Source organism: Ovoidimarina sediminis (genome assembly GCF_032586175.1).
GTDB lineage: Bacteria > Pseudomonadota > Alphaproteobacteria > Rhodobacterales > Rhodobacteraceae > Ovoidimarina > Ovoidimarina sediminis.
On the sequence record NZ_JAWHTE010000012.1, the window covers coordinates 61,813 to 82,855 of the forward strand.

Annotated in this window: 23 protein-coding genes, 1 tRNA gene and 1 pseudogene; 16 read left to right on the top strand and 9 right to left on the bottom strand. The window is 63.6% G+C overall.

The window, feature by feature from the left end:
* The first annotated feature begins 2 nt into the window (after nucleotides 1–2).
* From RXV90_RS14575 to lpdA, 7 genes are all read left to right on the top strand, one after another.
* Nucleotides 3–509 (top strand): hypothetical protein, encoded by a 507-nt coding sequence (locus RXV90_RS14575; RefSeq protein ID WP_316649547.1) that lies wholly within the window; start codon nucleotides 3–5, stop codon nucleotides 507–509.
* 18 nt (nucleotides 510–527) lie between these two features.
* The gene (sucD, locus tag RXV90_RS14580; protein WP_316649548.1) at nucleotides 528–1,409 is read left to right on the top strand and encodes a succinate--CoA ligase subunit alpha; all 882 of its coding nucleotides are present in this window, start codon (nucleotides 528–530) and stop codon (nucleotides 1,407–1,409) included.
* Between the two features lie 153 nt (nucleotides 1,410–1,562).
* Nucleotides 1,563–4,529 (top strand): 2-oxoglutarate dehydrogenase E1 component, encoded by a 2,967-nt coding sequence (locus RXV90_RS14585; RefSeq protein ID WP_316649549.1) that lies wholly within the window; start codon nucleotides 1,563–1,565, stop codon nucleotides 4,527–4,529.
* 3 nt (nucleotides 4,530–4,532) lie between these two features.
* Nucleotides 4,533–6,074: a 2-oxoglutarate dehydrogenase complex dihydrolipoyllysine-residue succinyltransferase gene (odhB, locus tag RXV90_RS14590; RefSeq protein WP_316649550.1), complete on the top strand. Its 1,542-nt coding sequence runs from the start codon at nucleotides 4,533–4,535 to the stop codon at nucleotides 6,072–6,074.
* A 190-nt stretch (nucleotides 6,075–6,264) separates the two neighbouring features.
* Nucleotides 6,265–6,567 (top strand): hypothetical protein, encoded by a 303-nt coding sequence (locus RXV90_RS14595; RefSeq protein WP_316649551.1) that lies wholly within the window; start codon nucleotides 6,265–6,267, stop codon nucleotides 6,565–6,567.
* 100 nt (nucleotides 6,568–6,667) lie between these two features.
* Complete coding sequence (locus RXV90_RS14600; RefSeq protein WP_316649553.1) at nucleotides 6,668–7,057, top strand: MAPEG family protein; 390 nt, start codon at nucleotides 6,668–6,670, stop codon at nucleotides 7,055–7,057.
* A gap of 130 nt (nucleotides 7,058–7,187) precedes the next feature.
* A complete protein-coding gene (lpdA, locus tag RXV90_RS14605) occupies nucleotides 7,188–8,576 on the top strand; it encodes a dihydrolipoyl dehydrogenase (protein WP_316649554.1) in 1,389 nt (462 codons plus the stop codon).
* A 135-nt stretch (nucleotides 8,577–8,711) separates the two neighbouring features.
* Here lpdA and RXV90_RS14610 read toward each other — a convergent pair whose 3' ends face one another.
* Both RXV90_RS14610 and RXV90_RS14615 read right to left on the bottom strand, forming a co-directional pair.
* On the bottom strand, nucleotides 8,712–9,386 hold the full coding sequence (locus RXV90_RS14610; RefSeq protein ID WP_316649555.1) for a GntR family transcriptional regulator: 675 nt from the start codon (nucleotides 9,384–9,386) through the stop codon (nucleotides 8,712–8,714).
* A 33-nt stretch (nucleotides 9,387–9,419) separates the two neighbouring features.
* Nucleotides 9,420–10,112 carry a M48 family metallopeptidase gene (locus RXV90_RS14615; protein WP_316649556.1) on the bottom strand — a complete coding sequence of 231 codons (693 nt, stop codon included), beginning with the start codon at nucleotides 10,110–10,112 and terminating at the stop codon, nucleotides 9,420–9,422.
* Between the two features lie 137 nt (nucleotides 10,113–10,249).
* On the opposite strand from RXV90_RS14615, the gene RXV90_RS14620 reads away from it, so the two are divergent.
* From RXV90_RS14620 to RXV90_RS14650, 8 genes and pseudogenes are all read left to right on the top strand, one after another.
* Entirely contained in the window at nucleotides 10,250–10,579 is a 330-nt protein-coding gene (locus RXV90_RS14620; protein WP_316649557.1) for a TIGR02300 family protein, read from the top strand.
* Between the two features lie 90 nt (nucleotides 10,580–10,669).
* Nucleotides 10,670–10,745, top strand: a tRNA-Ala gene (locus tag RXV90_RS14625).
* A 64-nt stretch (nucleotides 10,746–10,809) separates the two neighbouring features.
* Nucleotides 10,810–10,959: pseudogene (locus RXV90_RS25855) on the top strand (DUF6538 domain-containing protein); the annotation flags it as partial.
* A gap of 51 nt (nucleotides 10,960–11,010) precedes the next feature.
* On the top strand, nucleotides 11,011–11,940 hold the full coding sequence (locus tag RXV90_RS14630) for an ABC transporter ATP-binding protein (protein WP_316649558.1): 930 nt from the start codon (nucleotides 11,011–11,013) through the stop codon (nucleotides 11,938–11,940).
* Entirely contained in the window at nucleotides 11,937–12,452 is a 516-nt protein-coding gene (locus RXV90_RS14635; RefSeq protein WP_316649559.1) for an SCO family protein, read from the top strand. Before RXV90_RS14630 ends, RXV90_RS14635 begins: the two co-directional genes overlap by 4 nt.
* Nucleotides 12,453–12,526: 74 nt before the next feature.
* Entirely contained in the window at nucleotides 12,527–12,952 is a 426-nt protein-coding gene (locus tag RXV90_RS14640; RefSeq protein ID WP_316649561.1) for a copper chaperone PCu(A)C, read from the top strand.
* The gene (locus RXV90_RS14645) at nucleotides 12,942–13,520 is read left to right on the top strand and encodes a c-type cytochrome (RefSeq protein WP_316649562.1); all 579 of its coding nucleotides are present in this window, start codon (nucleotides 12,942–12,944) and stop codon (nucleotides 13,518–13,520) included. The genes RXV90_RS14640 and RXV90_RS14645 overlap by 11 nt, the downstream gene beginning before the upstream one ends.
* Nucleotides 13,517–14,251 (top strand): Crp/Fnr family transcriptional regulator, encoded by a 735-nt coding sequence (locus RXV90_RS14650; RefSeq protein WP_316649563.1) that lies wholly within the window; start codon nucleotides 13,517–13,519, stop codon nucleotides 14,249–14,251. The genes RXV90_RS14645 and RXV90_RS14650 overlap by 4 nt, the downstream gene beginning before the upstream one ends.
* 2 nt (nucleotides 14,252–14,253) lie before the next feature.
* On the opposite strand, the gene RXV90_RS14655 is transcribed toward RXV90_RS14650, so the two are convergent.
* From RXV90_RS14655 to RXV90_RS14685, 7 genes are all read right to left on the bottom strand, one after another.
* On the bottom strand, nucleotides 14,254–14,952 hold the full coding sequence (locus RXV90_RS14655; protein ID WP_316649564.1) for an SDR family NAD(P)-dependent oxidoreductase: 699 nt from the start codon (nucleotides 14,950–14,952) through the stop codon (nucleotides 14,254–14,256).
* 29 nt (nucleotides 14,953–14,981) lie between these two features.
* Nucleotides 14,982–15,890, bottom strand: coding sequence for a DUF3618 domain-containing protein (locus RXV90_RS14660; RefSeq protein WP_316649565.1), 909 nt, complete (start codon nucleotides 15,888–15,890; stop codon nucleotides 14,982–14,984).
* Nucleotides 15,883–16,281 (bottom strand): phage holin family protein, encoded by a 399-nt coding sequence (locus tag RXV90_RS14665; RefSeq protein WP_316649566.1) that lies wholly within the window; start codon nucleotides 16,279–16,281, stop codon nucleotides 15,883–15,885. Before RXV90_RS14665 ends, RXV90_RS14660 begins: the two co-directional genes overlap by 8 nt.
* The gene (locus tag RXV90_RS14670; RefSeq protein ID WP_316649567.1) at nucleotides 16,281–16,841 is read right to left on the bottom strand and encodes a hypothetical protein; all 561 of its coding nucleotides are present in this window, start codon (nucleotides 16,839–16,841) and stop codon (nucleotides 16,281–16,283) included. The genes RXV90_RS14665 and RXV90_RS14670 overlap by 1 nt, the downstream gene beginning before the upstream one ends.
* A 149-nt stretch (nucleotides 16,842–16,990) precedes the next feature.
* Nucleotides 16,991–17,431 (bottom strand): DUF2383 domain-containing protein, encoded by a 441-nt coding sequence (locus tag RXV90_RS14675; RefSeq protein WP_316649568.1) that lies wholly within the window; start codon nucleotides 17,429–17,431, stop codon nucleotides 16,991–16,993.
* Nucleotides 17,432–17,516: 85 nt separating this feature from the next.
* A complete protein-coding gene (locus RXV90_RS14680) occupies nucleotides 17,517–18,704 on the bottom strand; it encodes a DUF2254 domain-containing protein (RefSeq protein WP_316649569.1) in 1,188 nt (395 codons plus the stop codon).
* Between the two features lie 4 nt (nucleotides 18,705–18,708).
* The gene (locus RXV90_RS14685) at nucleotides 18,709–19,536 is read right to left on the bottom strand and encodes a mechanosensitive ion channel family protein (RefSeq protein WP_410482373.1); all 828 of its coding nucleotides are present in this window, start codon (nucleotides 19,534–19,536) and stop codon (nucleotides 18,709–18,711) included.
* A gap of 375 nt (nucleotides 19,537–19,911) precedes the next feature.
* Here RXV90_RS14685 and RXV90_RS14690 point away from each other — a divergent pair, with 375 nt between their 5' ends.
* Nucleotides 19,912–20,991, top strand: a complete 1,080-nt coding sequence (locus tag RXV90_RS14690) for a PRC-barrel domain-containing protein (RefSeq protein WP_316649571.1) — start codon at nucleotides 19,912–19,914, stop codon at nucleotides 20,989–20,991.
* Nucleotides 20,992–21,043 lie beyond the last annotated feature (52 nt).

Consider the following 21,043-nt stretch of genomic DNA (forward strand, 5'->3'; position numbering starts at 1 on the left):
CCATGCTCCGCGCCGCGCTTCTGATCCTCCTCGCCGCCCTGCCCGCCCACGGGCAGAGCTTCGACGACGCCGTGCGCGCCAACGTGTCCCTCGCCACGCGAACCTGCATCACCGCGATGCTCTCCGGCATCCCGCCCGAAGCGCTGTTCCAGCAAGCCGGCTTCGTCTATCGCGGCATGGACCGGGGCGTGAACGACTTCGGCGTCAGGCTGGGCACCAGCCACTACTTCGACGCGCCCGCCGACACCGCCAAGGCCGAGGTGCCGAATATCGGCGCCCCTGCAGGCCTCTGCACCGTCACCACCACCCATATGCGGGAAGTGCCGTTCGCGGCGCTCGTCGCCCAGACCATATTCGCGCAGTTCCCCTATGCGCAGACAACGGGCCTGCATCGATGGACCCTGCGGCAGGGAAACGGCCTGCCGCTGATCGTAAGCGTCTCAACCATAACCCGCCACAGATACGAAGCCCCGGGCACCGTAGAGGTGTCCATGAGCTTCCCCGGATAGGAAAGTAAGGACCATATCATGGCTGTACTCGTCGACGAAAACACCAAGGTGATCTGCCAGGGCTTCACCGGCTCGCAAGGCACCTTCCACTCCGAACAGGCCATCGCTTACGGCACCAAGATGGTGGGCGGCGTGACGCCCGGCAAAGGCGGGCAGACCCATCTCGACCTGCCGGTCTTCAACTCCTGCCACGAGGCGGTGGCCGCGACCGGCGCCAACGCCTCCGTCATCTACGTCCCGCCCCCCTTCGCGGCGGATTCGATCCTCGAGGCGATCGACGCCGAGATCCCGCTCATCTGCTGCATCACCGAAGGCATCCCGGTCCTCGACATGATGAAGGTCAAGCGCGCGCTCGAAGGGTCTTCGTCGATCCTGATCGGCCCGAACTGCCCCGGCATCATCACCCCCGACGCCTGCAAGATCGGCATCATGCCGGGCCACATCCACAAGCGCGGCTCCGTGGGCGTCGTCTCCCGCTCGGGCACGCTCACCTACGAGGCGGTGAAGCAGACGACCGACGTGGGCCTCGGCCAGTCGACCTGCGTCGGCATCGGCGGCGACCCGATCAAGGGAACGGAGCATATCGACGTCCTCGAATGGTTCCTCGCCGACGATGAAACGCAGTCGATCATCATGATCGGCGAAATCGGCGGTCAGGCGGAGGAAGACGCCGCCCAGTTCCTCGCCGACGAAAAGAAGAAGGGCCGCTGGAAGCCCACGGCGGGCTTCATCGCCGGCCGCACCGCGCCCCCGGGCCGCCGCATGGGCCACGCGGGTGCGATCGTCGCGGGCGGCAAGGGCGACGCGGAATCGAAAATCGAAGCGATGAAATCCGCCGGCATCGTCGTCGCCGACAGCCCCGCGGGGCTCGGCGAGGCCGTGCTTGAGGCAATCGGATGAGGAAACCCACCCCCGTAGGCCGGGCTTCAAACCGGCACGATCAGAAATGCCGGGCAAATGCCCGGCCTACGGGCGCTTGCCTGAACCGACAGCCCCCGCCGCCCCGGCCCTGAGCCGGGGCCTCGGCGAAACGATTTTCCGGGAGGTAACCCAATGACCGATCAAACCCCCAACGACCAGTTCCACGCCTCGTCCTTCCTGCAAGGGCATAACGCGGAATACATCGAACAGCTTTACGCCCGCTTCGCGACCGACCCCAATGCGGTCGACGAGGCGTGGCAGCAGTTCTTCCGCCAGCTGGGCGACTCGGAAGTCGACGCCAAGCGCGAGGCCGCGGGGCCCAGCTGGGCACGCCGCGACTGGCCGCCTCAGCCCGATGACGAACTCACCGCCGCGCTCGACGGCCAGTGGGGCGATCTCGGCCCGGCGGCGGAAGAAACCGCGATCGCCAAGCTGAAGGACAAGGCCGCCGAAAAAGGCGTCACCGTTACCGACGACCAGATCAAGCGCGCCGTGCTCGACAGTATCCGCGCCCTCATGATCATCCGCGCCTACCGGATCCGGGGCCACCTCGTTGCCGATCTCGACCCGCTCGGCATGCGCGAGACAACCCCCCACCCAGAACTCGACCCCAAATCCTACGGCTTCACCGAGGCCGACATGGACCGGCCCATTTTCATCGACAACGTGCTCGGTCTCGAAATGGCCTCGATGCGCGAGATCCTCGCCATCGTGAAGCGCACCTATTGCGGCACCTTCGCGCTGCAATACATGCACATCTCGAACCCGCAGGAGGCCGCCTGGCTCAAGGAACGGATCGAGGGCTACGGCAAGGAAGTCACCTTCACCCGCGAAGGCCGGCGCGCGATCCTGAACAAGCTGGTCGAGGCGGAAGGCTTCGAAAAATTCCTCCATGTCAAATACATGGGCACGAAACGCTTCGGCCTCGATGGCGGCGAGGCGCTGGTGCCCGCGATGGAACAGATCATCAAGCGGGGCGGCGCCCTGGGCGTCAGGGATATCGTGATCGGCATGCCTCACCGGGGCCGGCTGTCGGTCCTCGCCAATGTCATGGGCAAGCCCTACAAGGCGATTTTCAACGAATTCCAGGGCGGCAGCTTCAAGCCCGAGGATGTCGATGGTTCAGGTGACGTGAAATACCACCTCGGCGCCTCGGCCGACCGGGAATTCGACGGCAATTCCGTGCACCTCTCGCTCACCGCCAACCCCTCGCATCTCGAGGCGGTGAACCCGGTGGTGATCGGCAAGGCGCGCGCCAAGCAGGATCAGAACAACGATCCCGAACGCACCACCGTGATCCCGATCCTGCTGCACGGCGACGCGGCCTTCGCGGGCCAGGGCGTCGTGGCGGAATGTTTCCAGATGTCGGGCATCCGCGGCCACAAGACGGGCGGCACGATCCACCTCGTCGTCAACAACCAGATCGGCTTCACCACCGCACCCCACTTCTCGCGCTCCTCGCCCTACCCCACCGATATCGCGCTGATCGTGGAAGCTCCGATCTTCCACGTGAACGGCGACGATCCCGAGGCCGTGGTGCATGCCGCCAAGGTCGCCACCGAATTCCGCCAGAAGTTCCAGAAAGACGTGGTGATCGACATCATCTGCTACCGCCGGTTCGGCCATAACGAGGGCGACGAGCCCATGTTCACGAACCCGCTGATGTACAAGAAGATCAAGAGGCACAAAACGACGCTCTCGCTCTATACCGAACGGCTCGTGCGCGAAGGCCTGATCCCCGAAGGCGAAATCGAGGATATGAAGGCCGCCTTCCAGGTCCGGCTCAACGAAGAGTTCGAGGCCGGCAAATCCTACATGCCGAACAAGGCCGACTGGCTCGACGGCCGCTGGTCGCATCTCGACCGGGAGGGCGAGAAGTACCAGCGCGGCAAGACGGCAATCTCGAAAAAGACGATGGCCGAGATCGGCAAGGCGCTCACCCGCGTGCCGGGCGGCTTCCCGCTCCACAAGACGGTCGAACGGCTTCTCGAAACGAAGAAGGCCATGTTCGATACGGGCGAGGGCTTCGACTGGGCCACGGCCGAGGCGCTCGCCTTCGGTTCTCTCCTGACCGAGGGCTATCCCGTCCGCCTCGCAGGCCAGGATTCCACCCGCGGCACCTTCTCGCAGCGCCATTCGGGCCTCGTGAACCAGGAAACCGAGGAACGCTACTACCCCCTCAACAACGTCAGGCAGGGCCAGGCGCGCTACGAAGTCATCGACTCGATGCTTTCGGAATACGCCGTCCTCGGCTTCGAATACGGCTACTCGCTCGCCGAACCCAACGCGCTGGTGCTGTGGGAGGCCCAGTTCGGCGATTTCGCCAACGGCGCCCAGATCATGTTCGATCAGTTCATCTCTTCGGGCGAACGCAAGTGGCTCCGCATGTCGGGCCTCGTGATGCTTCTGCCCCACGGCTTCGAAGGCCAGGGGCCGGAACACTCCTCCGCCCGCCTCGAACGCTTCCTGCAGATGTGCGCGGAAGACAACTGGATCGTCGCCAACTGCACGACACCGGCGAACTACTTCCACATCCTGCGGCGCCAGCTGCACCGCGACTACCGCAAACCGCTCGTCCTGATGACGCCGAAGTCCCTGCTCCGCCACAAGCTCGCGGTCTCGAAAGCCGAAGAGTTCACCAGCGGCTCAAGCTTCCACCGCGTCCTCTGGGACGATGCCCAGCAGGGCAATTCCGACACCAAGCTTGTCGCAGACGACAAGATCCGCCGCGTCGTGATGTGCTCCGGCAAGGTCTACTTCGACCTGCTCGAGGAACGCGACGAACGCGGGACCGACGACATCTACCTCCTGCGCGTCGAACAGTTCTACCCGTTCCCGGCCCTCTCTATGGTGAAGGAGCTTGAACGCTTCAAGAACGCCGATTTCATCTGGTGCCAGGAAGAGCCGAAGAACCAGGGCGGCTGGACATTCATGGAACCCAACATCGAATGGGTTCTCACCCGCATCGGCGCCCGGGTCACCCGGCCTGTCTATATCGGCCGGGCCGCGGCGGCATCGCCCGCCACCGGCCTCGCCTCCGCTCACAAGAAACAGCAAGCCCAGCTCGTCGACGACGCGCTGACCATCGAAGGGAAATAGAAAATGAGCACCGAAGTCCGCGTGCCGACGCTGGGGGAAAGCGTCACCGAGGCCACCGTCGCCACCTGGTTCAAGAAGCCGGGCGACACCGTGGCCGTCGACGAAATGCTCTGCGAGCTGGAAACCGACAAGGTGACGGTCGAAGTGCCCTCGCCCGCCGCCGGAACCCTGTCGGAAATCGTCGCCGAAGAAGGCGCGACCGTCGGCGTCGACGCGCTTCTGGCGAATATCTCCGAAGGCGGCGCAAAACCCGCGGATGACGGGCCGAAAGAACACCACGAAGAACAAAAACCCTCTGCGAAAAGCGATGCGGGCGGCGGCGGCGACACCATCGACGTTCCCGTCCCCACGCTGGGCGAAAGCGTCACCGAGGCCACCGTCGCCACCTGGTTCAAGAAGGAAGGCGACAGCGTCGCCGCCGACGAAATGCTCTGCGAGCTCGAAACCGATAAGGTCTCGGTCGAGGTTCCCGCACCTGCCGCCGGCACCCTGACGAAAATCCTGAAGGGCGAGGGCGAAACCGTCGAAGCGGGCGGCACGCTCGCCCAGATGACGACTGGCGCGGGCGCAGCTGCCGCGGCCCCGGCCGCCGCACCCTCCTCCGACGGCCCCGTCGAACATCACGAGGCGCAGCGCGATGGAAAAGACACCGAAGACGCCCCTTCGGCCAAGAAGATGATGGCCGAAAAGGGCCTCTCCCCCGATCAGGTGACGGGCACCGGCAAGGACGGCCGGATCATGAAAGAGGATGTGCAGAAGGCGATCGCCGCCGGCGCCGCCGCGGCCAGGGCCCCGGCGCCCGAACCCGTCTCCGTGCCCCGCTCCCCGGTCGCGGCAGAGGACGAGGCCCGCGAGGAGCGGGTCAAGATGACCCGCCTCCGCCAGACAATCGCGCGCCGCCTGAAGGACGCGCAGAACACGGCGGCCATGCTCACGACCTATAACGAGGTCGACATGTCCGCCGTCATGGCGCTCCGCAACGAATACAAGGATCTCTTCGAGAAAAAGCACGGCGTGCGCCTCGGCTTCATGTCCTTCTTCACCAAGGCCTGCTGCCACGCGCTGAAGGAGGTGCCCGAGGTCAACGCCGAAATCGACGGCACCGATATCGTCTACAAGAACTTCGTCCACATGGGCATCGCCGCCGGCACGCCCACCGGCCTCGTCGTCCCGGTGATCCGCGACGCCGACCAGATGTCCTTCGCCGCGATCGAGAAGGCCATCGCCGAAAAGGGTCGCCGCGCCCGCGACGGCAAGCTGTCCATGGCCGAAATGCAGGGCGGCACCTTCACCATCTCGAACGGCGGCGTCTATGGCTCGCTCATGTCCTCGCCGATCCTGAACCCGCCGCAATCGGGCATCCTCGGTATGCACAAGATCCAGGAGCGGCCGATGGTCGTGAACGGCGAAATCGTGATCCGCCCGATGATGTACCTGGCGCTGAGCTACGACCACCGGATCGTGGATGGTAAGGGGGCGGTGACCTTCCTCGTCCGGGTGAAGGAGGCGCTGGAGGATCCTCGGCGGCTGTTGATGGATTTGTAGGGTGAGACCACTGACGAAAGCCGGGCGGGCGCCTGCCCGTGGGATGGCGCTCCAGGGCTCGAGCGAAGGCGATTTATCTCACAAGCCCGCCGACCGGCCGTTCCGAGCGGAACAGCACCAAAGCGCCAGCCCGCCGGGACGGGCAGGCGCTCGCCCGGCGGCTGCGCCGCTATTCGGGCCGGGGCACTGCATGGCCGTTGCGGCAACACTCTCGATAGTGTCCGCCTGCGCCCCCATGCCCGGCGATGTCGCCGTCCGCCACTTCGGCTCCACCCAGTTCCACGAGGGCGCGCGCTTCCACCTCTTCACCTTCGACCCGCGCGAACCCCGCACGCTCGATCAGCGCATCCGCCTCGCCAAGGCGGAAATCGCCCGCGATCCCGATTGCCGCTGGGCGAACGCCCCCCGCGCCGTGATCGAAGAGGCAACCCGCAAACAGGGCGCGCAATATGCCGACACCCTCCTGGCCGCCCCCGTGATCTGCGAGGCCTGACCGATGCACCCGCCTGCCGTGACGAAAACATATAAGACGACATGGACATCCACCGGACGGGCATGTTTCTGTCCGGCAGAACCATGAAGGAGCCCACGTGATGCTTGGATCGGAACTGACGATTCTTCTCGTCTACGGCCTTTACACCGCGCTCGTTCTCGGCGCGAAGGTGACTGGGATGATGGCCACGGTCGATATGGGTTATCTCCTCTCGTCACGTGACGAGGGCCGCACGCTCGAGGGTATGCTTGGCCGTCTCGACCGGGCGATCAACAACTCGGTCACCGCCATGGCGCTCTTCGCCCCGCCGGTGATCGTGATCGCGCTGCGCGATCAAAGTTCCGGGGCAAGCCTTCTGGCCGCGCAGGTCTTTCTCATCTGCCGCCTGATCTATGTGCCGGCCTACATGTTCGGCATCCGCGGGGTTCGCACCCTCGTCTGGTTCGTCGCATTCCTTGCGACCCTCATCCTCTACTTCCTGGCGCTCTAAGAATGTCCGAACGCGCCGCACGGTTCGTAAGGGGGCACCGTACGCCGGCATCTGTGTACGGGTTGTGTACGCGCTGTGTACGCCCTGTGCGCCCCGAAAATGGCAGGTAATCAATCTTAAGGAGGTCTTAATGGCCAGCTATGACGTCATCGTAATCGGTTCGGGGCCGGGGGGTTATGTCTGCGCGATCCGCTGCGCGCAGCTGGGCCTGAAGACCGCCTGCGTCGAAGGCCGCGAGACCCTGGGCGGCACCTGCCTGAACGTGGGCTGCATCCCGTCGAAGGCCCTCTTGCACGCCACCCATCAGCTGCACGAAACCCATGAAAACTTTGAGAAAATGGGGCTCATGGGCGCCAAACCGAAGGTCGATTGGGAGAAGATGCTGGCCTATAAGTCCGACGTGATCGGCCAGAACACGAAGGGCATCGAATTCCTGTTCAAGAAGAACAAGATCGACTGGCTGAAGGGCTGGGGATCGATCCCCGAAGCAGGCAAGGTGAAGGTCGGCGACGAGGTCCATGACACGAAGAACATCGTGATCGCAACGGGTTCGGAATCCTCCACCCTCCCCGGCGTCGACATCGACGAAAAAACCGTCGTCACCTCCACCGGCGCCCTCGAACTCGGCAAGATCCCAAAGAAACTCGTGGTGATCGGCGCGGGCGTCATCGGGCTCGAGATGGGCTCGGTCTACAGCCGCCTCGGCGCAGAGGTGACGGTGGTTGAATTCCTCGATCACATCACGCCGGGCATGGACGCCGAGGTGCAGAAAACCTTCCAGCGGATCCTGAAAAAACAGGGTATGACCTTCATCCTCGGCGCGGCCGTGCAAGGGGTTGAAGCCCTGAAAACCAAGGCGAAAGTCACCTACAAGCTTCGGAAGGACGACAGCGAGCACATGCTTGACGCCGATACCGTCCTCGTTGCGACGGGGCGGCGGCCCTATACGCACGGGCTGGGGCTCGAAGCGCTCGGCGTCGAGGTGACGGAGCGCGGAATGGTGAAGACCGACGCGCATTGGAAGACTTCCGTCGACGGGATCTACGCCATCGGCGACTGCATCGCGGGGCCGATGCTCGCCCACAAGGCCGAAGACGAAGGGATGGGGGTCGCCGAGACCCTCGCGGGGCAGCAAGGACATGTTAACTATGACGTGATACCCGGTGTGATCTACACGCACCCCGAGGTGGCGAGCGTCGGAAAGACCGAGGAACAGCTGAAAGACGACGGCCGCGCCTACAAGGCGGGCAAGTTCATGTTCATGGGGAACGGGCGCGCGAAAGCGAATTTCGCGGGCGATGGCTTTGTGAAGATCCTGGCGGATGCGGAAACCGACCGCATTCTCGGCGCCCACATGATCGGGCCGATGGTGGGCGATCTGATCCACGAGGTCTGCGTCGCGATGGAATTCGGCGCGGCGGCCGAGGATCTGGCCCGCACCTGCCACGCGCACCCGACCTATTCGGAAGCGGTACGCGAGGCCGCCCTGGCCTGCGGCGACGGCCCGATCCACAGCTGACAGGGCTTTCGCCGCCTGACGGCGGCGACCGATGTGGGGCTCTGCCCCACACCCCGGAGTATTTCGGCCAAAATGAAGCATCGGATCTTCATTTTGGCCGAAATACTCCGGGGGTGAATGGCGGGCGCGAGCCCGTCAGAGGGGGCTGGCCCCCTCCTCCGCAACCAGCATTCTGAGCCCCTGGGTCACATCGGAGCGTACCGCGAGCCGCAATCCCGGTTCGTCGCCGGCGCGGAGGGCCGCGACGATAAGCTTATGGTTCGGTGGCACTTCCGTCCGCCTCAGCCGCCCATAGAGCTTGCGCATCGTCGGCCCGAGCTGAAGCCAGACCGTCTCTGCCATGGCGAGCATCGCGGGCGCCTGGGCGCGCAGGTAAAGGGCGCGGTGGAATTCCAGGTTCCGGCGGATGTAGCCCACCGCATCGCCCCGCACGACCGAATCGGCGATCGTTGCATTGATCGCCTCGAGCCGCTCGATCAGCGCCATATGTGCCCGCGGCAAGGCCCGGCTGGCGAGTTCGGTTTCGATCAGCGCACGCAGCGCGGCAAGTTCCTCGATCCGGTCATTCTGCAACTCCGGCGTCGCCACCCTGCCCGAGCTCGAGAGCGTCAGCGCCCCTTCCGCCACGAGCCGCCGCACAGCCTCGCGCGCAGGCGTCATCGACACCTCGAATTCCGCCCCGATGCCCCGGAGCGTCAGCGCCGCGCCGGGGGCGATTTCGCCATGCATGATGCGTGCGCGCAATGACCGGTACACCCGCTCATGGGCGGCGGTCTGTCCATCGATGGGGCGGCCGGACTGGATAAGCATGGGTCGCAGAGTGTCCCCTCTGCCCGCTGCCCGTCAATCCTCGAAGCGGTAGCGGTGAAGCCCGGACCCATGGTGCCGCAGCCAGCTACGATGAGCCTTCCAGTCCGGACAGAGCCCGGCCACGACCGACCAGAAGGCGGGCGAATGATCCATATGCCGCAGATGCGCGACCTCGTGCGCGGCCACGTAATCGAGCACCTCGGGCGGCGCCATCACGAGACGCCAAGAATACATGAGCCGCCCTTCGGCCGTGCAGGACCCCCAGCGAGATCTGGTGTCGCGGAGCGCCAGCGCGCTGTATTCAAGCCCGAGCGCACCTGCATACCGGTCGGATGCCCGGGCGAGCCTGTCCCTGGCTTCGGCCTTCAGAACGCCGAGGGCGGAGCTGGCCGGCGCGCGCGCCGGCACGACAAGCCGCGCGCCGTCCAGCGTCGCCCGCCGGCCGGGCCCTGCGACCACCGTGACGGGCTCGCCAAGCACCGGAAGCACCACCCCGTCGGCGACCGTGACAAGGCCGGGAGAGCGGCCCCGAGCCCCTTCGATCCAGGGCCGCCGGCTTTCCACGAAGGCGCGCGCCTCGCTCATCCGCGCGCGGCGCGGCACCGTCAGCGTAACCCGGCCATCGAGGCTCGACACGCGCAGTGAAAGACGCCGCGCCTGCGCCGACCGGCGCACGAGAACCTCGATCGGCTCCGCCCCTTCGAGTGTCAGAATTTCATGCGACATGCCCCGTCCGGCCCCTGCTTCCTGCCTCGTCCGACCATAACCCGTCACGCCCTCCCACGGAAAGGTTTTGACACCCCGCCCGGCTTGTGGCAGGGGACACGACCAATTCGCCAGACATCAGAAAAGAAGGACGGCACATGCCCAAGGAAGAGTGGGGCACGAAGCGGGTTTGCCCGACCACCGGCAAGCGCTTCTACGACCTCAACAAAGACCCGATCGTCAGCCCCTATACGGGCGAGGTGGTCACGCTCGATACCGGCAAGACGACCCGCGTGATGGTCGCCGACAAGGCTGACGCCGATTCCAAGGAAGACGAGCTGATCGACGACGATGATGTCGTTCTCGACGACGACGACGATGACGGCAATGATGTCGATCTCGGCGATGACGTTCTCGATGACGATGACGATGACGACGATGTCTCGCTCGACGATATCGCGGATGTCGCGTCGGACGACGACGACTGAGGCCGGGGCCGGTCAGGCGGATTTCGCTTGAAACGGCGCGGCCACTGCCATAGAGACCTGCGGGCGGAGGCGGTTGCCTCCGCCCGGTAAGGGGCCATAGCTCAGTTGGGAGAGCGCTTGCATGGCATGCAAGAGGTCAGGGGTTCGACTCCCCTTGGCTCCACCATCACCTTACAGGTCAGTAGGTTAGCTAAACATTAGAGCGGTGTGACACACAGGTGTGACACACGATGCAACTTCCTAGCTACCTGAGTACCTCACGGCACGGCGTATTTTACTTCCGTTGGCCGATACCGAACACAGACCCGAAAAAGCCCCGCAGAAGCATTCGCATCTCACTTCATACGCGATGCCCCAGAGAGGCTGGCATGCTCGCGCGACATCTTGCAGTTTGCGGCGTTGAGGCAGAGAAAATCGTATCGCGAGCAGGAATGGATCACGCGGAACTAAGATCGAAAGTCCGGGATTACTTCCGGGCGCAATTGGAGGACGGCAAGCGGCGGATCGACGCCGGAGGCCCTCTGATCGAAAGCCAGCGGCAAAGCTACTCCACGTCACTTGCGATGCTGGAAGACGGGAACTCTGAGTTCTGGCATCTGGTCGGGTCGGATCATGCCAGGTCGGAACTGGATGCCTTCTTCGCGGCGACAGGTCTGCCCCGGGAGCAGTACCGCGACCACATTCCGAGGGTTCTGGACGAGATCAGGAAGGCCCGGATCGGCGCATACAAGGCGATCTTGCAGCATTCCGAGGGTCTGGAGACGTACGACTTCACAGGAGCCGTTAGGGCGCTCTCAGCCGCCCTAACGGCCGATGAAGCAGGGTCAGGGTATCCAAGTATAGGCGAGGCCGTGGAGACGTTCTTCCGCGTTCATGAGAAGTCTGCGAACTGGACGCCGGGTACGGTCGAGAAGCGCCGGGCGATGCTTGCGATTGCGGTGGAGTGGTTTGGGCCGGATAACCGCTATCCCGCCGAACTGTCAGGCGGCATGCAGCAGCGGGTCGGGATCGCGCGGGCGCTAGCGAATTACCCGTCTGTTCTTCTGATGAACGAGCCTTTCGGCGCGCTTGACGCGCAGACCCGGTTGATGATGCAGGAAAGCCTTCTCGACATATGGCGACAGTTCGGCACGACGGTGGTTTTCGTGACCCACGACGTGGACGAGGCGGTGTTTCTGGCCGACCGCGTGCTGATCATGAGCGCGGCACCGGGGCGCATCATCGAGGATGTGACGATTACTTTGCCGCGCCCGCGGACGACCGACATGGCCTCCACCCCCGAGTACATCAAGGCACGGCAGTTCTGCCTCGACACGATCAAGGCGGAAAGCCGCAAGGCGTTCGAGGATCAGAACGCATGAAACGGCTTGCGATCCTTCTCTTCACTCTTCTTGCCACACCCGCCCCGGCTCAGGTGCAGGGGGTCATGCTGGATGCGCCAGTGGAAATCCCGCCGTTCGCTTTCACGAACGAACTGGGCGAAACCTTCTCCGAAGCCGACCTGATCGGGAACTGGACGATCGTGATGTTCGGCTTTCTGTCCTGCCCCGATGTCTGCCCCTTCACGCTCGGCAACCTCGAGGCCGCGATTTCGGAGACAGGGATGCGGGTGCGCCCCGACAGCGTGCCGAAGGTGGCGTTCATCTCGGTCGACCCGGACAGGGATGCCGAGGTGATCAGCGAGTATGCGAAATTCTTTCACCCCGAGTTCGAAAGCTTCACCGGCGAGCGCGAGCAGATAAACACGCTGGTGGAGGCCACCGACAGCTTCTATCGGCTGATGAAGCCCGACCATACAGGGTATTACGAGGTTCAGCACAGCTCTGCCGTTTCGGTGATTGCACCGGACGGAACGCTGCGGGCGAAGCTGTAGCCCCCGTTCGATCCGGGCATCACAGCGGAGTTCCTGGCGCGCCTTCAGATCACATATCGCCGGGAGATGACGCAGTGATCCGCTCTGTGCTTGCGGCGCTGATGCTGCCTTCGGTGGCATGTGCGGGCGGGCTGACGGTGGCGGATGCGACGATCCCCCTCGCACCGCCCGGCGCCATGGCGCATGCTGCCTATTTCACCCTGACGAACGAGGGCGGGACGGACCGGGAACTGATCGGGGTGGCAGCCGACGGCTATGCCGTCGTGCATCTTCACCGGAGCGAAGAGAAAGACGGGACCGCGACGATGAGTGCCGTGGATCTGATCCGTCTCGCACCGGGGCAAAGCGTGACATTCGCGCCCGGCGGCCTTCACGTCATGCTGATGCGCCCCGAAGCGGCGCTGCATGCGGGCGACATCGTGACACTCACGCTGGAATTCGCCAATGGCGAGCGGCTTTCGGTGTCTGCAACCGTTATGGCACGGGACAATGGAAGCTAGAGGGCTTGCCTTTGCCCTTATTCTCGCAGCCTCGGCCGCGCAGGCGGACTATGATCCGTCGCAATACCCAGCCTACGAGACCTGCGCGCTGTGCCACGGCCTTTTCGGTGTCTCGCATACGGGCAAGTTTCCCAATCTCGGCGGGCAGAAACAGGCTTATATCGAGGCGCAGGTTCGGGCCTTCCGGGATGGGCATCGCACGAATGACGGGGGCCAGATGGTTGCGATCGTGACAGAGCTTCAGCCGGAGGACATCCCTTTCGTTGCAGAGTGGTTCGCACGTCAGGAGGCACCGGCCTCCTACCCCTCTGAGCACACGGGCCCCGGCGCGGCGCGGTTCACCGATCTGGGCTGCGTCACCTGCCACGACAACAGCGTTGAGGGTGACCCCACGGTGCCGTTCCTGACCGCGCAGAAGCCTGATTACCTGATCAAGCAGATGCAGGATTTTCGCGACGGGCGGCGCGATGCGGCTGAAATGCCGGGGATGCACGGGACCGCACTGTCGATCCCGGATGAAGAGATCGCAGAGATCGCCGCTTATCTCGCGGCGGAGGCGCGCCCATGATCCACCCCCGCGACGAGGCATTGCAGGATGACGCGCAGGGCGCGATCTACCTGTCGGAATACCTGCTTGAGATCAACGAGGGTTCGGGTTTTCTGACCGGCCTTTCGCGGGAGGATCAGAAGGCGGTGCGCACGATGGGCACGCGATGTACCTTCGCGAAGGGGCAGAGCATCTTTCATCAGGGCGACAGCCACACGGGCGTCTGGATCATCGAGGCGGGGCGGGCGCGAACCTATTACGTTGGCCCGAGCGGGCGGGAGATTACACTGGCGTACTGGACGCCCGGGCATTTCATCGGAGGCCCCGAAGTGTTCGGGCGCGGGCGGCATGTCTGGTCGGCGGATGCCGTCGAGGATTGCGAGATGGTGTTTCTGTCGGGGATGAGCCTTCAGAAGCTCGTGCGCGAGATCCCGGATGTGGCGATTGCGGTGATCCACGGGCTGATTGCCAAGGGCAAATGCTATTCGGCGCTGATCCAGATGCTCGGCACACGATCGGTGGCGGAACGGCTGCGGCAATTCCTTGTGATCTTCGCCGATGCGCAAGGGCGGCATGAAGGTGAGGCGATCATCATCGACCGGACGATCACCTATGAGCAGATCGCCTTTGTCGTGGGCGCGACGCGGCAATGGGTGACGCAGACACTCGACAAGCTGAGGGCGGAGGGCGTGCTGGAGATCACGCGGTCGGAAATCATCATCCACGATTTTGACGCATTGCAGATGGAATAACGCTAGAAGGTCTCGACCCAAGGCCGCACCGCTATTTCATGGGTCCAGGCCGAACGGTCCTGTTCGATGAGGTGGCGGTAGGAGCGGGCAATCGCCTCCGGCCGGAGCATGGAGCCCGGCTTGCCGTCCGGCTCGCTGCGGCCCGGGTTCAGGATCGCGCCGTCGATGTTGATCCAGGCGACGTGAATGCCGTTCGGGTGAAGTTCGCGCGCCATGCTTTGGGCGAGGCCCCGCTGGGCGAATTTGCCCATCGCGAAAGGCGCGGATTGCGGGAAGCCCTTCACCCCGGCGGAGGCGCCGGTAAAAAGGATCGTTCCGCGTGTGCCGTCGTCGGCGGGATCTGCCTTCAGCATCCTGCGTGCGGCGTGTTTTCCGGTAAGGAACGCCCCGAAGGCAGTAACCTCAACGGCCTTGCGCACCTCCTCGGCGTCGAGTTCGGTGATCGGGCCGCGGATGCGGGCGGACGGGTTGTAGACGACGACGCGGGGCGCCTCTGGCAGATCATCGAACAATGCCGCGACCGCCGCCTCGTCGGTCGCGTCGAGGCGAACGGTCGCGGCGTTTGTTTCTTCGGCCACGGCGCGCATCTTGTCTCCCGACCGTGCCGCCAAAGTCAGCGCATGATCGGACGCGAGATTACGGGCGAGTGCCGCCGACAATCCGTCGCCGGCACCGATAATGACTGCGTGTTGCTTGCCCATGGCGCGGCCTCCCTGATAGGGGCCGAAGCTTACCCCCGATAGGCTTCTTTTGCAGCCGTCTTGCCTTCGTCGATCGCGGTTTTTGCGGCAGCCTTCATGCGATCGGCCTCTTCGCGGAACACGCGGTCGGCCTCGTCGAAGAGGCGATCGCGGTGCGTTCCGAGCGCCCGGTCTTCCGTCGAAGTGCGGGGCAGGCTGGCCGCCAGCAGGGCGCCGGCCGCGAAAGTCAGCGCGCCGAAAAGAAGCGGGTTGTCCTGGCTTGAGCGCCGGACTGTGCGGGCGGCCCCCCGGGCATGACGTTCGACAGCTTCCTGGGCGGTGATCGCCGCCTCGCGGGCCTGTCTGACACGTTCTCGTGCTGCATCGGTCATGTCCGTCGTGCCCTCGTCGATGCGACGGCGCAGGTCGGCCGCCTTGGCATAGGCGCGGGTTCTGAAATCCTGGTCGCCGGTTTCAACCGACGCGCGGCTTCCGTAATATGTGTCAGTCATCGACTGTGTCTCCTTCAGATGATGCGCGGTCCCGCCGGCAATGGCCGGGTCAGGTCTCGCGTCGCTTTTCATGGTTGCCTCGGCGGCGACGATCCGTTCTTCGAATTCAGAGGGCGGGATTGGTTCGGCCCGAAAGCCGGTTGCCGTTGGCCGGCTTCTTGTATCGTAGGCGGCGACACTGCCGTTGCGTTCGGGCTTGTCCTCGGACTTTCCGGCGAGAAGCCAGACAAGGCCGATGCCGGTCAGGGCAAGTGCTGCCGGGTTTTCCCGCGCCGTCCGTGCGACCGACTGGGCGATTTCCGACCCGTGGGTCTTGATCATCCCGCTCGCCTGTTCGACGAGCGCCTCGGTGGAGAATTGCGCCTGTAGCGCTTCGATCGACGTTTCGAGAGCGGAGCGTTCGGCGGCAATTTCACGTTCGATTTCCTGCGGCGACTGATCAGTCATGGAGCGACCCCCGGATCACGTCGGCATCGCGGCGCACGTTCTCGGCAGTGCGCGAGGGTGCGAGGCTTGAAATTTTCAGGTCATGGCGGGCCTTCGCGAGCATCAGAAAGGCAATCAGGGCGAGGACGCCCCCCACGATAAGCGATGCCCAGCCGGCTTCGATGCCGAAACTTGCGAGCCCCGCGATCGCGGCGCCCGCGAGCGCGTTCAGCGCGGTCAGAGCCATGACAACGGCTGCAACCAAAAGACCGAGCGCCATGGCGGCACGTTCGATGTTCTGGCTGATCTCGCTTCGCGCCAGCGCCACTTCCTTGCGCATCAAATTCGACAGATGCGTCAGGATATCGCTGACCGGAGAGGACCCCCGGTTTACATCCGCCTGGTCACTCATCACGACTGGCCCCAGCCGTTGCTGCGGCGCGGCATGTCGGCAACATCCCCCTCGCCACGGTCGGACGCTTTGAGGAAGCGCCCCGCCATGAAGCCGAGCACCGCGGCGCCGCCGAAAAAGACGAGCGGATTGCGGCGCGCGAAATCAGTGAGATCGTCCTGAACGGAGCCGAGATCCGCACGTCTCACGGCACTGGCCGCCTCGGCCAGATTGTCGGCCAGGCGACCTGCGACCTCGTCGGCGAAAGAGCCCGGGTCGAACGACCGGCCTGCGTCCCGCAGGTTGTCGGCTGTTTGTTCGACACTGCTAGCAACGTTGCTCTGCGCACGCCCCATGTGCTCTTCGATGTTGCTTCGGGCAGCGCCAACGGCGTCCTTGGCCTCGTCGATTGCAGCGCGCTGCGCTTCGGCAACCTGATCGGAGACTTCCTTGTTGAAGTTCGGCTTGGCCGCGTCCACGGGGGTCTTGTTCGGACCCGGCGTGGTCTGCGCGCCCGGAAGCGCGGATGTCTTGCCTTCGGTGTTGCCAGTCGTCGTTGTTTTCTTCGGCGTCGCGGTCATGGGGACCTCCTTGACTGTCTGATGTCGGCCTGGCGGCCGCTGCGGAAAGGGCAGAAGCCTGGACCGTTGCGGAGCAGCCGATGCCAGCCGGAACCCCGCCCTTGTTTTCTCATTTCTCAAACGCGGAGACCCGGGTGGAAGTTCCGTCGTCAGGTCCGCAGTGTCGTGATCTCTGCCCGCAGCTCATCGCGCTGGTCCGAAAGGATGTTGCGGTATTCGGGCTGCGACCCTGAGTTGGAAATGGCGTTCGAGTAAGAATTCACGAGCCGCTCCTCTCCATCGACAATCTGGCGGACAGCGCTGCTGTCGAGAGCTCCGAACAGGTTTCGCGTTTTCGCCACTGCGCGGTGGACCATTGCGAAGGCGGATCCCACCTCGTCCGGACTGCCGCCCAGTTCATCGAGCATGGTAAGAAGCGGTCCCGCATGGGTATTGTGAAGGGCGTGCAGCCTTTCCACGACCGGGCGCAGATCCTCATCCGCCAGGTCGATCATCGTTTCATAGCCCCGGATCGCATCCACGACGTCTGTTGCGAGTTGCGAAATGGCCGAGATCGGTTGCTCGGATGTGTTTACTTTGTGGGTGTCCATCGTCGATCTCCTTTGCTGGGCGATCAACAAACGGATGGCACGGTTTGTTCCGGATCCCGCGGCGCTCCCGGAGGTTGTTCGGATGTCAGCCCTTGCGCAGCGGGCGGATCGCCGAGCGGAGTGTGTCGCCCCCGCTTGCCGCCATTTCATCAAGCAGTTTCTGCCAGTGGCTGAGCGTCATCTCGTCCCGATCCACATAGGGACGCGCGGCACCGAAAGTCTGATCTAGAAGAACGGCCAGATCAATCGGCGGCACAGAAACACGCTCGGTCGGGCGAATTCCGAAACATGCGCCCTCGCGTGCACCCGCGACGATCCCCGCCGCGAGCCAATTAAGGCAATCGATCGCCGTATGCGGATCGTTGACCCCAGGAGAAAGGGCGCGCGCCAGCATTTCGACTTGCTGCTCGGCGATGAAGAGAAGGTTCTGATCTTCGGTCTTCGCCTTGCCGAGTGCGATCGCGCTTTTCAGGGCGGTTTCGGCGTCGTCAGAAAGATCGCCGGCGACGCGCGCCACGTGAAAGGCCGCGTTTACGAACATCCCCGGTCGGATGAGGAGATCGATCCGGAGATCGTTTTCCTCTGCGATTTCCTGCATCTGTTCGGTGTCGACACGCTGTACATAGCCGGGACTGGACAGCGTGACCGCATGGGTTTCCTTGACCGGCAGGGGATCGTGCGGTGCACAGTCGTGAGCCGTCGATGTGAGCGCCGCGCAGAGGCGTTCCCCAAGCCCAGCGACAATGTTTGAGACATTGATCGTCTCGGGCACGTGGTGGACGAAGAAGATCATCACGAAAACCGAGACGAGAGCGAGGCCCATCGCAACGATGATCGAAGCCTGGGGTACGAAAACTTCTGGCCCCCCTTCAGCCGGACTTTGGACACTGCGGAGGATGATCAGGGCGTAGACGAAAGTGGAGATCAGGATCCCGAGACTCCACTGATTGCCACGATCGCGCATGAAGTTTCCAATGAGGCGCGGACCGAAATTGCCCGAGGCAAAGGACACGGCAACCATGGTGACCGAAAACATCACGCCCGTCACGCCGATCACCGACTGCGCAATGACGGACAGGATTGTACGGGCCCCATCGATCTGCGTGTTTTCGATTTCAGCAAGAAGCGGATCGATCCAGGAGACGTTGCCCCGATCGACATAGAGCAGGAGTTCGGCCAGGATCCATGACGCGAAGACAAGGCACGTCGGGATGAACCAGTAGCTTGCCCTGAGATCTGAGAGGATTTTCAGAATGAAGGCGCGATAGGGCATTCCGTCAGCCAGCCTTGTCCGACCCGCCGCCTGTCAGGATAGGCAGCGGTTCCTTGAACGTCAGCGTCTGATAGGGGAACGGAATTTCGATCCCGGCGTCGTCGAGCGCCCGTTTGACGGCCGCCACGACCTGATCGCGCGAGGCGCGGATGTCGGAGGGACGGGAGCCCGTCCACCACGTGATCTCGAAATCTATCGACGACGCGCCGAAGGCAAGGGCGTAAACCTCGACATCTCTGACGTCGTCTCGCACGCTGTCGACGGCAACGACGGCGTCGCGGATCACGCCGCGTGCCGCATCGACGTCTTCGTCATAGGCGACCCCGCAGATGACCGTCGTACGCCGGATGTCACGGTCGGTGCGCACGACCACCGGATTCTGGAACAATTCGTGATTGGGCATGACGACAAGCTGTCCGTCCGTTCGGCGGATACGGGTATCGCGGATGGTGATTTCCTCGATCTGTCCTTCGATCCCTTCACATTCGACGAAGTCGCTTATTCGGAAGGGCTCTCTCAGCAGGATGAGGATGCCGGCGAGGAAATTCTCGAACGTGTCCTTGAAAGCGAAACCAATGGCGACGGAGCCCAGACCAAGGGTGGTCAGCGCGTGTCCCGGTGTGATCGTCGGAAACAGAATGGTCATGGCGATCAGCAGCCCCGCAAGCCACGTACCGGTTTTCGCGATCAGGGTAAGAACGTCAACGAGATTCCGCCGGAACCGCAAGCGCGAGCCAAAGCGCCGGATGACGAACTGCACGCCTTTCGAGCCCGCGTAAGTGGCCATGATGATCAGCGCGGCGAGAACGAGCTGCGGGAGCGACGCGACCATCGTCGTCGCGATGCCGTCAAGGCGCGTGAAAAGCGTGTCGGTCAACCGATCGATATTCATGCCCCGGCAACGTCTGACACGAAGATGAGGTTCCCACTGCATGGTGTGGTCTGGAGCGGGGGCTGAAAATGCCAGGGAACCTTTTCAATCTGAGGAGCGTTCAGTGAGTGTCAGAGCCGGTTGTTCCCGCCGGCTCAAACGACACCCTGTCCTGCCTTGCAGGTGTTGCCGAGGGGCCTCCCCGCCTCTCGGCAACTTTTTGTTTTCATTAAATATTTTTTCTAGAGTCGTGGAACCGCGCTCGCGTTTGCACGTTGCCGAGCAGACGACGTGCCGCTGGCACAACACCGTCACATAACCCCTTGGAGGTACGATATGACGAAGTTTCTTACGACCACCGCGCTCAGCGCAGCGCTGTTCGCAACCACCCCTGCCATCGCGTCCAGCGATCTGACCCAGATGTTCCTGACCGAAATGACCGGTGAGAACTTGCAGGCATCCGAACTGATCGGCATGCGCGTCTACGCCGCGGAAAGCGGCGTGGAAGGCGACGGCATCATGGGCCTTCAGGACGGATGGGAAGATATCGGCGAAATCAACGACATCGTGCTCAGCCGCGGTGGGAACGTCGAGGCGGTTATCGTCGACATGGGCGGGTTCCTTGGCCTCGGCGAGCGGCAGGTGGCCATGAAGATGGATGCCCTGCAGCTTGTGTCGGACGAGGAAACCGAGGACACCACCGACTTCTTCATCGTCGTCCCGGCCGCCGCCGAAGCGCTGGCTGAGGCGCCGGAGTTCGAGTTCCCGACGGTTGAGGCCGAACTGCAAGAGGCCGAGACTGCGGTTGAGTCAGCCGCAGCGAATGTCGAGGCGGAGGCCAAGGAGACCACGGCCGAGGTGGCCGAGGCTGCCGAGAACGCGGGCGAGACCGTCGAGGAGACTGCGGAGACGGCTGCGGCGGAACTCAAGACCGAAGCCGAGGAGGCGAAGGCCGCGGCTGAATCTGTGGCCGCCGATGCGGAAGCTGCAGCAGAGAATGCCGCGACCGAAGCGGCCGAAGCTGCCGAAGCCGCCGGCACAGCGATCGAAAACACGACGGAGGCCGCCGCCAACGAAGTTGCGCAGGAAACCAGCGAACTTGCCCGGGTCGTCGAACGCGAGGGCTATGAAATGGCCAAGATCGAAGAACTGACGACGGACGATCTGACCGGCGCGCGTGTTTACGATGCGAATGGCGAATGGATCGGCGAGATCGATCAGCTGAACGTCAACGATAGTGGTCAGATCGAACGTGCCGTGATCGATGTAGGTGGCTTCCTCGGCCTTGGCGAAAAGCCGGTTCTGCTCGAACTCGCGGAGATGGATATCATGCGCGAAGCGGACGACGGTGATTTCCGTGTGGAAGTGACGAAGACGAAAGCAGAGCTAGAGGCGATGCCTAGATACGAGGACTGATTGCGTCTTTCACGCGGGGCCAGCCAAACGGTTGGCCCCGTTTTCCTTTGGA

Bases quoted from the DNA above. Each gene is read 5' to 3' on its own strand.
- RXV90_RS14645 (WP_316649562.1), top strand. From the start codon at position 12,942: ATGGAAGCTAGAGGGCTTGCCTTTGCCCTTATTCTCGCAGCCTCGGCC.
- RXV90_RS14685 (WP_410482373.1), bottom strand. From the start codon at position 19,536: ATGGTCGCGTCGCTCCCGCAGCTCGTTCTCGCCGCGCTGATCATCATG.
- RXV90_RS14575 (WP_316649547.1), top strand. From the start codon at position 3: ATGCTCCGCGCCGCGCTTCTGATCCTCCTCGCCGCCCTGCCCGCCCAC.
- RXV90_RS14595 (WP_316649551.1), top strand. From the start codon at position 6,265: ATGGCCGTTGCGGCAACACTCTCGATAGTGTCCGCCTGCGCCCCCATG.
- RXV90_RS14650 (WP_316649563.1), top strand. From the start codon at position 13,517: ATGATCCACCCCCGCGACGAGGCATTGCAGGATGACGCGCAGGGCGCG.
- RXV90_RS14680 (WP_316649569.1), bottom strand. From the start codon at position 18,704: ATGCCCTATCGCGCCTTCATTCTGAAAATCCTCTCAGATCTCAGGGCA.
- RXV90_RS14630 (WP_316649558.1), top strand. From the start codon at position 11,011: ATGGATCACGCGGAACTAAGATCGAAAGTCCGGGATTACTTCCGGGCG.
- lpdA (WP_316649554.1), top strand. From the start codon at position 7,188: ATGGCCAGCTATGACGTCATCGTAATCGGTTCGGGGCCGGGGGGTTAT.
- RXV90_RS14655 (WP_316649564.1), bottom strand. From the start codon at position 14,952: ATGGGCAAGCAACACGCAGTCATTATCGGTGCCGGCGACGGATTGTCG.
- RXV90_RS14600 (WP_316649553.1), top strand. From the start codon at position 6,668: ATGCTTGGATCGGAACTGACGATTCTTCTCGTCTACGGCCTTTACACC.
- RXV90_RS14670 (WP_316649567.1), bottom strand. From the start codon at position 16,841: ATGACCGCGACGCCGAAGAAAACAACGACGACTGGCAACACCGAAGGC.
- RXV90_RS14675 (WP_316649568.1), bottom strand. From the start codon at position 17,431: ATGGACACCCACAAAGTAAACACATCCGAGCAACCGATCTCGGCCATT.
- RXV90_RS14620 (WP_316649557.1), top strand. From the start codon at position 10,250: ATGCCCAAGGAAGAGTGGGGCACGAAGCGGGTTTGCCCGACCACCGGC.
- RXV90_RS14690 (WP_316649571.1), top strand. From the start codon at position 19,912: ATGACGAAGTTTCTTACGACCACCGCGCTCAGCGCAGCGCTGTTCGCA.
- RXV90_RS14660 (WP_316649565.1), bottom strand. From the start codon at position 15,890: ATGACTGATCAGTCGCCGCAGGAAATCGAACGTGAAATTGCCGCCGAA.
- RXV90_RS14615 (WP_316649556.1), bottom strand. From the start codon at position 10,112: ATGTCGCATGAAATTCTGACACTCGAAGGGGCGGAGCCGATCGAGGTT.
- RXV90_RS14585 (WP_316649549.1), top strand. From the start codon at position 1,563: ATGACCGATCAAACCCCCAACGACCAGTTCCACGCCTCGTCCTTCCTG.
- sucD (WP_316649548.1), top strand. From the start codon at position 528: ATGGCTGTACTCGTCGACGAAAACACCAAGGTGATCTGCCAGGGCTTC.
- RXV90_RS14610 (WP_316649555.1), bottom strand. From the start codon at position 9,386: ATGCTTATCCAGTCCGGCCGCCCCATCGATGGACAGACCGCCGCCCAT.
- RXV90_RS14665 (WP_316649566.1), bottom strand. From the start codon at position 16,281: ATGAGTGACCAGGCGGATGTAAACCGGGGGTCCTCTCCGGTCAGCGAT.
- odhB (WP_316649550.1), top strand. From the start codon at position 4,533: ATGAGCACCGAAGTCCGCGTGCCGACGCTGGGGGAAAGCGTCACCGAG.
- RXV90_RS14635 (WP_316649559.1), top strand. From the start codon at position 11,937: ATGAAACGGCTTGCGATCCTTCTCTTCACTCTTCTTGCCACACCCGCC.